Consider the following 12,192-nt stretch of genomic DNA (forward strand, 5'->3'; position numbering starts at 1 on the left):
ATTTTGAGTTGATTCTGCTAGATGAAAATTTATTGATACCAGTGCTTAAGCGCCTTTTTTGTTAAAAGTCTTACTCAATAAACCGACTGAATCAGCTCTTGTGTGATTTCAGTGTTTGGTTCTAACATATCATCAGCAAGACGACGCTTACTAGATAACAGCTTGTCCAGTTTAACTTCAAAGGTTTCAAAATCCTGTGCTGAGATAGACGGATAGTACACATAGACCTCTTTATCTTGTCCAATACGATACGCCCTATCTGTCGCCTGGTCTTCTTTAGCGGGGTTCCAGCTCCTTGTATAATGAATCACATGATTTGCCTTTTGAATATTCACTCCGAAGCCAACTGCCGCCGTGGATAAGATAATTGCATTAAACCCTTCTATTTCTTGAAACTTATCAATAGTTGCTTGCCGAGTTAACCCTTTTTTACTGTCGGTATTTGTGTCGCCGTTTACAGTCGTCACATTTAAACCATATCGCTCAAGTAAAAGTCGCTTTATAAATACTTGAATGTCTCTAAACTCAGTAAAAATAATAACCTTCTCATTTTTTTGTTTTATGAGCTCTAAAGTCTCTATTAGCCATTTAGCTTTAGGCGAGTCATTGATCGTTGCTTGCTGATGTAGCTTTAAGGGATGGGCACAAATCATCCGCATATCATGTAACGCTTTCAACATAACGCCTTTATTGCCTTGCTCAGATAGACTTTGAGTGTCATTAGATACTTGCTTATACAACGTACGCTGTAACTGTGAAATTGCAATATCCTTACAGTCATCAACCTCATGCTTCGCTGGCAACTCAGCGACGTCGTGTTTCATACGTCTTAACACTTGCGGCTCAATCAATTGACGAAGATTGTTAATTATTGCGCTATTCTCATCCTCTTTTCTCTCAATAGGTCGGCGGTACTCTTTGTTAAACTCAGTTAAAGAGCCGAGCAAGTTTTCTTGTATAAAGTCAAACAAGCACCATAGATCCACCATTGAGTTTTCTACAGGTGTGCCGGTACAAGCAATCTTAAAGTCAGCTTTTTGGGCTTTAGCAGCTTTGGTGACCATAGCGGTGGGTACTTTAATTTTTTGTGCCTCATCGCAGACCATAACGCTCCAGTCCACTCTCCCTAAGGAGAACTCAAGATCTCGCATGGTTTCATAAGTGGTGAGCACAATATCTGCACTGCCCAACCAATTATCTTCAAGTAGCTTTGTAATGCCATAATCATCTCTTAGTTGAGAAGATATTAAGTGCTTAGGTATTTTTCGCTGTTTTAAATTATCACCATATAGACTCAACACTTTGCCAAACTTGGCACTAAAAAATCGATTGATTTCAGATTCCCAGTTTTCTAGCAACGACACGGGCGCTACCACCAACGCAGGTTTTTTATCTTCTGCTGTTTCTAGGATTTCTCCGATAAAACAAAGTAACTGCAGCGTTTTTCCTAGTCCCATGTCATCGGCTAGCAAGCAGCCACTCACCTGCATAGGCGCATATTGATATAGATTTTGTAGCCAAGCAACACCATACTCTTGATGCTTTTTCAAGCTAAACTCTTGGTCTCTAAAGCTTGACGGCATTCTCGCTGCTGGGCGATTTTTTTCATCAAGGCTCAGTATTTCAGCTCGTTGCTTGGTAAAACCAGCCTCATCAATATTATTGGCAATCAATAAGGTGGATTTTTTCTTTTTTTCAGCTGCATCTGGTTGCTCTTGCTCAGTATTACTCTCAGCTGCATTCTCATTTTTTGAGTCACAAAGCTCATCTAGCAAGCTCTTTGCTTCGTCTAATGTAATAGATACATCGCTATCTGGATGTTGTACGAAGTCCGACCCCTTTAATTCTGCCTGCTCGATGCGCTGCTTAAGTCGTTCGGTAGTAGTCTCAATATCATTATTAGCAGTCAGCTGAGATAAAGTAGCGGACTCTTCAATAAGGTTCTGTGGTAACCATTGTGACTCGCCACTATCTTTTTGAATGGCTTCAGAACTCAACTTTTCGGCTTCACCAATACCAATTACTCGAGCGCTGTAATTATTTAAATCTAGTACATTTTTAGCTTGCAAATCATCTTCATACTGCTGAATATTTTCTAGATCATTTTTAAGTGCGGCTACTTGATCATCTAAATAGCTGGTTCTATCGATGTTATAGCCCGCCCATAGAAAAATAGGAGATGTTTTCTCATAAGCAGCTATAAAATGCTCAGCCTGCACTACATTGGAGAGCGCTAATAAAATAGGGTCTTTTTCTCGATTTGAGTTTTCATGCAGTGTCAGCTGAGCTGAAATAAAATATGATGATTCATCGTAAGCTTTATCTATACTCATACGATAGCTATAGATTTCCGCCTCTTCTTTCGACTGCTCGAAACCCTCTGAAGATATGACTTCAACTGCGTCATCACCTAACTGAGAAAAAGGGTTATGCAAAAAAGTCTGTGCACGCTCACCAGCTATGCGCCGATTGGGCATTTTTTTGATTTCACTGAGTACGCTTTTGACTTGTGGCTCGATGATGACGTGCGCTAGACCGCCTTCTGGCAAGCTGATCGTATATTCACTTTGAACGTCATTATAGCTATCGAAAGTTTGTAGCCAGTTTGCAGGCGCGTCTTTAAAGTCGGGCTGTACTTCAACTATCGATTCTGTGCTCACTAAGTTTTTACGAAGATTAAGTTGCAGTTCCTCTGGGGCGAGCACGATAGTTTTACGTAAAAACTCGTCTAAATTGGCTTCACTTTTGTTTGCTAGACTACGTATCTGTGCCCAATATTTTTGATTTAATGCTTTGTCTTTATCCGTGACACGAGAGAATGCTTTGATTTTTTCAACCAGTTTCCAGACCGACTCGCTTAATAGATATTCTTCTCCAGCAATACTAACAATAGCGCCTTCTCGTTTGACTGACCCTTTAAATTTAATCTTATTTTTATCACACCAGCCATCAAGAATGATTTGGAAATCTTCGTCACTGAGACCATTTTCACTACGAATAACTGGGTATAGCTCACTTGATACTGGTAAGCTCAATAAGTCGATAACACTATCATGTTCAGGGTCTTGCTGTATCTCAAAAAGAGCCTCCCATGGCAAGATATAGCCATCATCTGACTGATAAGCGAGCTCTTCATCCGTTAAGCTTTCCCAATAAAAATCTGCATCTGTTTTGGCTGCCGATTTATAGCTATGTTTTAAACCAATGTCATCATATTGCAATGGCGCAGGCTCGACACTATTGACTACAGTTTCTGATGTTGCGGTCTGCTTATTTTTATTTCTTTTCCAAAATGCTAGGGCGTGTCATCAATTAAGCCAAACGACACAAGAAACTAAGTGAATGGCACTAAGGAAATGACTGGCTAACTTATCATAGCGAGTGGCAATCGCACGATACTGCTTAATCTTGGCAAAGAAGTTCTCTATTAGGTGCCTCGCTTTATAAAGCTCTTTATCGAAGTCTCTTGGCTGCAGCCGATGACACTTAGATGGTATAACTGCATTACCTTGCACTGCTTTAATCGGTTCAATAACGCGGGCATCAGCATCGTAAGCTTTATCGGCAAGCCACGTTTGGCTAATACTGACATCAAGCAATTCATCTGAGCCACACAGATCATGAGCTGCCCCACCTGTTAGATAAAAGCCAGTAGGATTGCCTAGCGCATCTGTTCGAGTATGTATTTTAGTCGTCAGTCCACCTTTGCTGCGTCCAATGGCTTGATCCCTTTTTTTCCAGCACTGTGCTGGTGGGCTTTAACAATCGTGGCATCTAGCATGGCATATTCGTCATCGGTTGTTCAGAGAGTTGATTAAAAACCTGCTCCCATACGCCTTTTTTTGACCAGCGACTAAAACGAGTATGAATCACTCTGAAGTCGCCAAAGCGTTCAGGTAGGTCACGCCAAGGTATGCCGGTCTTGTAACGGTACAGAACCGCTTCTACGAACAAGCGGTTATCCTTTGCAGTAACACCAACGTCACTTGGTTTACCAGGTAGAATGTCTTTAATTCTCTCCCATTGGTCATCACGTAGGGCATGTCGTCTTGTCATAGTCATTGAGCTCAAATTCCTAAATACGATCTAAGTATAGCTTATTCTGAAATATCTATGCTAATTGATGACACGCCCTAATTTCATTAAAGATACTCTATAGTTTTAATCTGGAAATATTCCTAATTCTTGCAGTCTGCGATCGAAGGATTTCTCCCAAGCTCCTTGATGTGATAAGTAAAACTGAGCCTGAGAAGTTGACTTTAAGCTAGTAATCTCTACTTTACCTGTTTTTCCCTGAAAAGGAGGGTACGGAAGCTTACGATAAAAGTAGGTCGCATTATTCATTTCAGAGAACTCTACTATATAGAACCCCCCTATTTTTATCATAAAAGCGTTTGCAGCATTACTTTTACCAACAATCCTTTTAAATCGCCCAGCATTATTTCTCTTAAACTCTGCTTGTTGCGCTGTTGGATAACGCATTGCTTGATCATTTAAGAATATTTCTGAAAGCGTGACTTGTTTGAGAAATCTCATCCAGTAATTAAACCTTCGAACATCGGCACTACTACCAAAAACGGTAAAGAAGGCTTCTAAATCTGCTCTAACAAACCATTGAATCACCATTTTTTTGGTATCCAGGCTGACGTTACGCCAGCCTGCCGATGAGTCGTATTGAGGATTACCCCACTGCGTCAAACAGATGCTCTTTAAGACTTCATGTACTATCGTACGTCTTGAGGTTGTTGCATAACGTTCAAGTAGCGCTGTTAAGATGTCTTTGGTATAGATTGGGTTTTGTTCTAATAAACGCAGAAAGCGAGGGATGGCTTCGAGGTAATCGTCCTCTCTCATCGTTTTAACAGACTTGATAGATGAGCTTACTAAACTATCCCAAAACCAACTATTCGGTGCGATACTTAGGCTTTCTAGCTGACTACTTACTCTTTCCTCATCGCTATTATGTAAAAAGTTACGAATGAATTTTTTGGAAGGGTCTGCTGATAGTAGTTCAGGATGTTCAGTTAACGTCGTTAGCCATTTTTTAGGACGTGTGGTGGTTTGAAATAAAGAGGAACGGTTGGTACTTAAGATATTTTTGAGCCCAAGCCAGTTATTAGGCCGTTTGTTAATTTCATCTTGCTCTACTGCAAAATAACTATAAAGCAAAGGAAAATAAACGGCCTTAAGCAATTCAGGCTTCATGTTATTAAACTGCTCAACCAGCTGGCTACCTATGAATGTAAATAAAATTTTATCTTCGTAATTTGACAGTTTCTTACTCAGTGACCATGCTAGATTCTTCCAATCACGCTTGGTCAGATACTCTGTGCCATGTCGCTCTAGCTTTTTAATAGAATTGATAATTTTTGCTTCAATAGGCTGAGTATTTTCCATATCATCAAACTTACGCTCAATGATATCTAAGGTCTTTATCAATTTATGCGGTCTAGCAAATTTGTTTTGTGCTTGAGCAGGCTCAGAAAACCTCTCAACGCTCTGGTTTAGTCTTTGCTTTAAATCAGCGATACTCATCACATCTACCTTGGCAACTGACAGCTTTCAACAGCAATAGAATCAAAGGTTGGTTGATCCTCGATATCCTCTTGTTCTTTTAAGCCATAAAACTGCATTCGTAGCTCAACGCGGCGTGAGGCTTCTTTACTGTCTTTTGCAGCGTTAAACGACACTCCACCTGCTAAAAACAACTGCTTTATTTGACTTTCTTGCGCAGCAGTTAAATTAAGCTCTGGGTTGAATTTTGGGTCAAGCAAACTACACATGACCCATTCTGAGCGCCGCAAGCTTAAATTTAGGTTATATAAATATGAGCCATCCGTATCTGTAAAGCCTTCAATCACGATTTGTTTGAACCATTTTTTGCCATTTTCACTATTGGCTGCATCTAAGACTACAGGTACTAGGGCACTTAATGCTTTTACACCTTCTGAATTTAATCGATAGTCATTATGACCAAAGCGGCCAGCTTCACCAAAATTAATACGGTTTTCTTTACAGTCGACGGTAACCAGTTGATCTTTTAAAGTAGGATCATCTTTAATACTGGTACAAATATCTAAAATCTCTGAGCTGCGCTCTTTTTCTGCTTGGGTGGCTTCATTGATCTTTTTGGTCACTACCATTAAAGACACCGCCATCACCACCAAAAACAAGGTCATAAGCGCGGTCATCAAGTCAGCAAATGATATCCAAAAAGGTTTCTCACCCTCATCTTTTGGACGGTGCTTTTTTGCGTATCTATTATTACCAAACATTAGCGATACACTCCAAAATTACAGTCTGACTTTTTGGGTCAAATCTTCAAGATCTTCTACCACATTCCCTAGACCCTCGACACCCGTTGCAAGACGTTTGACCGCCTGATCAAGGGTATTATCAAAGGATACCAGTGACTGGTTTAGGCTACTTTCAACAGAGCTACCAAAACTATCAAAGCTTTTCACTAATACATCGCTGACTTCTGTTAGATACTCTTGCATCTCTGCCTTCACTTGATTAAGCGCGGTTGTCATACCTTGCATATCATTAAGCATTTGACTGCTCATGCCTGCCTCAGATTTTGATTGCTGAATGAGACCCTCGAGTGTTTTGATGGCAAGATTAACGCTATTTTGAGAGTTCTTATAATCTCTGACCAACTCAATCAAGTTGCTGCTGGCGTTAGTCATATTGATTGAGGTGGTATTAACCTGTGCAATAAGTTCTGAGGATTTTTCAGTAACCGTACTCAGCGAACTACCCGCTGTCGTAAACTGCTCGGACGCTCTGCGCATTTTTTCTGCGCCCTCGTTCATACCAGTGATACTGTCTGTAGTGACTTTAGACAGTTTCTGGATATTCTCTTTATGCATTTGAACGGCGTCTTGGCTGTGCGCTATCAGCTCTTTAATCTCGCCACCTAAGTTATCAATGAGCGTTGTTGACTGCTCGTGCAGTTTTTGTTGGTTGTCTGATATTAGGCGATCTTGCTCGATGCACTGTTCGGCAACATTTGCCAGCAGACCTGACATGGAGGCGCCCAAATCTGAGACGAGCTCTGACATCTTACTATTTAGCTGTTCTGCAGCTTGTAATCCTTGCTCACTCATCTTGGCGGAACCTGTAGATAGGTTTTCTACCATATCGTTCATTTGAGCTGCCATCTCATTTTGCTTTTGATGGATACTCTCCATCATGTTTGTCATTTGCGTCTCTAGCGTCTTCGTTGATGTTTCACTATTGACTTGCATATCTGTAATGAGCTGAGAAAACCCTGACTGCATCTCACGCATAGCGGTGACAGACTGCGTCATCATCTCACTCATGCCATTCATTTGACTGCCAAATGTCGTTTCAAGCTTACTCATAAAGGCGGTCAACACATCAGTCATTAGTTCCTGTACTGCTGATCCTTGATCGCCACTCACTTGCTGCACGCTCGAGGCAATCTTATCTAAAGGACCTTGCAGATTATCGGTAATAGACTCGCCAATCTGGGTTGCCATCGACTGACTGGTTTGCGCATAAGACTCACTTAAATGAGTCGCAAAAGCTGTCTGATTCTTTTTATTCTCATCAACCAGATTGGTCATCATGACCTTTAGCTCATTTACTAGACTGTCTTTGAGCTGGCGAGCATTGGCTTCGTTTGCTTGCGACGATTTTAATAGTTTGGCTAAATATTCCTCACCGCTGTCATCAGGAATAAAGGCATTATCAATAGCTGTGTTTAACCGCTGTAATTGCGCGTAGCACTGTCTCAGCCATGACTTTTCACGCCATGTGATAAGCATAGCGACCAGAATAGCCAATCCAGACGCCATGAATGCCTCAGCAACGCCAGTCAGTAGCAGATTTAGACTGTCTTGAACCGTGTCAGGACTGCCAGCAGGATCAAAGGCTAGTAGACCGATGAGCAAACCTGCAAAGGTAACAATAATACCGACACCTGTAATCATGCCGGGCAAATGCTTATAAAACTCTACCTTTAATGGTACATCTACGACGATGGATTCTGTAAAAAACGCTTCACTTGGTACGGTTGCATGTGAGTGAACAACCCTATCTTCCCCATCTACAGTCTCATAAGTATCATGGAAGGTTTTTTTGTAATTCGACCAAGCCTGTCTTAATGACAAATGACTACTAAACTTCTCATCTAATAAACCCTTATTTATTCCAGATTGATCATCAATGGCTTCTAGTTCATCGGCGACTTGTGATAGCTTATTATTTAATGCTCTTGCAGGTCTTAAATAATTAAAGAAAAATCTAACACCTACATAACTAACAAAAATCAGAATTAATGTTGGGAACAAATAATACTCTTGCGAGACTTGCGCTATTTTTAACCAATTTAAATCCATCGATACCATCCGTCTAATCACATAATAGCTTGAACGCTTTTATAGTCATTCCGTTTTATTTGACTACAGTAAAACCAGAATTAGCTCAATAAAAAGACCGCCATCAAAGTTTCATGACAGCGACCCACATCTTCAATTACAAGCTGTAACTCATAAAAACACAATGGTAACATGAACAAATGACTAGAAAATGATTGAAAAAAATAGTATTTAGGAAATAGAAGATAGTTCTGAGGGTTTATGATTATGGTAGAGAGGGAGTAGTAGACATCATACTCAATGATAATTATGAAATCTAGGTACCTTTTATAAGGCAGATATAGGTAATTTGACTCTGATGATGTTTAGCGAATTTGGAGGTCTTACCCGTATTATTAAAGTTGAAAGCGTTTCAAGTCAGGATATAACTGCCTAGTCAAATCATAAATCTCATCTTCTGCCGCAATACCTTTTTTATCAGGATTTGGATAAAGAGCAGCAGTAAGAATCAATCGAGGAAGCTGCAAATACTCAGCAAACACTCTCTCCAGCTCTTTTCTTAGAAATTCAAACCAAAAAGTAGTAATTTCTGCGGGTGTATGAGGGTCAGGTATCACATACGTAAATAAATCTGCATTAAGACAATACTGCATACGGAACGACGCTGCCATACGATCATGCAACCACTGCAAAGTTCTATGATCAAAACTTACAAGCCCATCACGCAAGTCACTCAACTCTGTACGAACATTAACCACGGCTTCAGCTTCACGATGCTTAGCACTAGCAAAGTCAATGATGATTCGTAATGCTTCTCTATAGCAATCATGTTGGATCCATCCGATACGGGTAGAATCACCGTGAAAATAGTCACTAACTATCATTACCAAGTCTCATTAATAAAATTCTAGTCTTATTATTGCAAGTGATAAGATGCTGTATCACCTCATTCAAAGCAACTAAACCTTTAAATCTTCTAAGATAGCGCTATAATTGCACATTAGCCTGCTTATTTACACCCGTAATTCATCTACAGAGACAACCATGGCATTTAACCAAACCCAGTTTTTTGAAGATTTAGAAAAATTAACCACCAAAGTCATTGTTAAGAATAAAAAAGACGACTTTATATACGATTTTCTAACGCTGCTAGATGTCTCAAAATCTACGATAACCTCACTTAAAAAGAATGACGGTCGTTTTAACGTCGCAGCCAATCCTGAGGCTGGCGAGGTTGCCAATAAGCATCGTATCTACTTTAAGCCTGTAGATGAAGATCAAGACCTTGCTAAAGCACTAAGTAAGGTGATGAACAGCCCAATCATCAACCAGCACAAAATCCGTATGGTGATGGTAACGGACTTCAACACCGTACTGATTAACGACACTAAGTATGATGAGACGCTTGACTGCGACTTTACCGATCTTTATAAAAACTACCATTTCTTATTGCCACTTGCCGGCCTAGAGCGTGCACGTGAGTACTCAGAGCACCCTGCTGATGTACAAGCGTCAGAGAAAATGGGTCGCTTGTTTGACCATATCCGCAAGCTTAACGAGTTTAATACTGCTGATGACTTACATGCTCTCAATATATTTTTGACGCGACTACTATTCTGCTTTTATGCTGAAGATACGGGTATTTTTAAAGCAGACCAGTTCTATGACGTGATTGATAGAACCACCAATATAGATGGCAGTGACGTCGATAGCGTCTTGTATGAGCTGTTTGAGGTTTTAGACTTACCTGAGTTTAGCACCGAGCGCGATGCCAAGCCCACTCACCTAAGCGCATTCCCCTATGTGAACGGCAGCTTGTTCGAATATCAGTTTGCCATTCCGGAGTTTGATGCGCGTACCCGCCGTATCTTACTAGAGTGCGCACGTTTGAGCTGGGCCGAGATTAACCCCGATATTTTCGGTTCCATGTTTCAGGCAGTGATTGACCCTGAGCAGCGTGGCAGCTTAGGACAGCATTACACCAGTGTTAGCAATATCATGAAGGTCATACAGCCACTATTCTTATATGAGCTACGTGCAGAGCTAGACACGGTCATAGCGCTGAGTCATGACAATCGCCATAAGAACAATAAAGCCGAACGCTTAGATGCCTTACTTACCCGTATAAGCCAAATCAAAGTATTTGATCCAGCTTGCGGATCAGGCAACTTTTTGATCATTGCTTATAAAGAGCTGCGTAAACTAGAGATTGATGTATTAAAAGCACAACGCGACTTACTAGGCTCTAAGGACAATCTGCTGGGTCTAGGCTTTGATAGTGTGGTCAGCTTAGATAATCTGTACGGTATCGAGTATGACGACTTTGCCAGTCAAATTGCGCGTTTGTCACTATGGCTCGCTGAGCATCAGATGAATGTGCTATTCGAGCAAGAGTTTGGTGCATCTCAGCCAATGCTGCCACTCAAAGACAGTGGGCACATTGTTTATGGCAATAGCTTGCGTATCGATTGGAATGAAGTATGTCCAAATAATGGCAGTGATGAGATTTATATTATTGGTAATCCACCGTTCAAAGGACGGAAAAATCGTACAGAGGACCAAACAAGAGATATGGAAGTAACTTTTAAAGAATTTAAAAACTTTAAAAATCTTGATTATGTCACATCATGGTTTTGGAAAGGCGCACAGTATATTGCAGATTCAGATGCAAAACTCGCGCTCGTATCCACAAGTTCAGTTGTTCAAGGGATACAAGTTTCAATATTATTCCCTGATATTTTTGAATTAGGAATAAGTATCGATTTTGCTTATCAGTCATTCCCTTGGAAAAATAGCGCTAAAGATAATGCAGCTGTACACGTAGTTATAATTGGCCTATCACCAAAAACCAATAAAAATAAGAAAATATTTAAGCTTATAGGTACAAATTGGCATACAGAAAATACTGACAGTATTAACCCTTATTTGATGACTGGCAATCCTATAGCTGTTATCTCGCGAACATACCCATTTACTGATATTTCACAAGTTGTTGATGGGTCTAATTACACTAAGTCAGAACCTCTAATCATGGATACTGAGCAGAAGAACGAAATCTTGAACAAAGAGCCCGATTTAGAAAAATGGATTAGGCCTTTGCTTGGCTCTAAAGAATTTTTGCACGGCATTCAAAGGTGGTGCTTTTGGCTTGTTGATGCATTAGAGGACGACATTAGTAATTCTAAAATACTAAGCGATTTAGTAGAACAAGTTAAAATTGATAGACAAAATAGTAAAAAGAAAGATACTAGAGAAAAAGCAGTATTGATTCCTCACCTATTCCCTGAAATAAGACAACCTACGGATGGAAGTTATCTTCTAATTCCGAAAGTATCTTCGGAAAGGCGATTTTATATTCCAATAGGTTTTTTCGATAGCAATGTCATTGCTACAAACAAGGTGAGTATTATTCCTAATGGATCATTATATGATTTTGGATTAATAACTTCTAAAATGCATAATGAATGGATGCGGCTGGTAGCTGGTCGATTAGAAAGCCGTTATAACTACTCAGGAACCATCGTCTACAACACCTTTCCCTTCCCTGACGCCACAGACGAGCAGAAACAGCACATTGAAAGTCTTGCGGAAGAAATTCTACTCGCTAGAGCCAGTAATGCTGGCATGACATTAGCTGAGTTATACGATCCGGATAAGATGCCTGAGGACTTAAAACAAGCGCATAGCAACCTCGATGATGCGGTGGACAAGCTGTATCGCATGCAAGGATTTTCCAATACCGAAGAGCGCTTGGCGCATTTGCTGGCACGTTATGAGCAGCTTATCGAAGCGGAAAAGCAAAGTAAAATCAAAAAGAAGGCTAAGTAGCTCTTTATACGAGCCGCAG

General features: G+C 40.4%; 6 protein-coding genes and 1 pseudogene. 1 reads left to right on the plus strand and 6 read right to left on the minus strand.

Annotated features, from left to right (window positions below):
- Positions 1-74: 74 nt before the first annotated feature.
- From JMX03_RS08235 to JMX03_RS08260, 6 genes and pseudogenes are all read right to left on the minus strand, one after another.
- Positions 75-3,221 carry a DEAD/DEAH box helicase gene (locus tag JMX03_RS08235; protein ID WP_201596021.1) on the minus strand — a complete coding sequence of 1,049 codons (3,147 nt, stop codon included), beginning with the start codon at positions 3,219-3,221 and terminating at the stop codon, positions 75-77.
- Positions 3,222-3,308: 87 nt separating this feature from the next.
- Positions 3,309-4,056, minus strand: a pseudogene (locus tag JMX03_RS08240) (IS5 family transposase).
- Positions 4,057-4,161: 105 nt separating this feature from the next.
- Positions 4,162-5,535 carry an EH signature domain-containing protein gene (locus JMX03_RS08245; RefSeq protein WP_201596023.1) on the minus strand — a complete coding sequence of 458 codons (1,374 nt, stop codon included), beginning with the start codon at positions 5,533-5,535 and terminating at the stop codon, positions 4,162-4,164.
- A 5-nt stretch (positions 5,536-5,540) separates the two neighbouring features.
- Positions 5,541-6,275: a type I Zorya anti-phage system protein ZorB1 gene (gene zorB1, locus JMX03_RS08250; protein ID WP_201596025.1), complete on the minus strand. Its 735-nt coding sequence runs from the start codon at positions 6,273-6,275 to the stop codon at positions 5,541-5,543.
- Between the two features lie 18 nt (positions 6,276-6,293).
- On the minus strand, positions 6,294-8,366 hold the full coding sequence (gene zorA, locus JMX03_RS08255) for an anti-phage ZorAB system protein ZorA (protein WP_201596027.1): 2,073 nt from the start codon (positions 8,364-8,366) through the stop codon (positions 6,294-6,296).
- Between the two features lie 374 nt (positions 8,367-8,740).
- On the minus strand, positions 8,741-9,229 hold the full coding sequence (locus JMX03_RS08260; protein ID WP_201596029.1) for a hypothetical protein: 489 nt from the start codon (positions 9,227-9,229) through the stop codon (positions 8,741-8,743).
- 160 nt (positions 9,230-9,389) lie between these two features.
- Here JMX03_RS08260 and JMX03_RS08265 point away from each other — a divergent pair, with 160 nt between their 5' ends.
- Complete coding sequence (locus JMX03_RS08265) at positions 9,390-12,173, plus strand: class I SAM-dependent DNA methyltransferase (protein ID WP_201596031.1); 2,784 nt, start codon at positions 9,390-9,392, stop codon at positions 12,171-12,173.
- Positions 12,174-12,192 lie beyond the last annotated feature (19 nt).

Source organism: Psychrobacter fulvigenes (genome assembly GCF_904846155.1).
Taxonomy (GTDB): Bacteria; Pseudomonadota; Gammaproteobacteria; order Pseudomonadales; family Moraxellaceae; genus Psychrobacter; species Psychrobacter fulvigenes.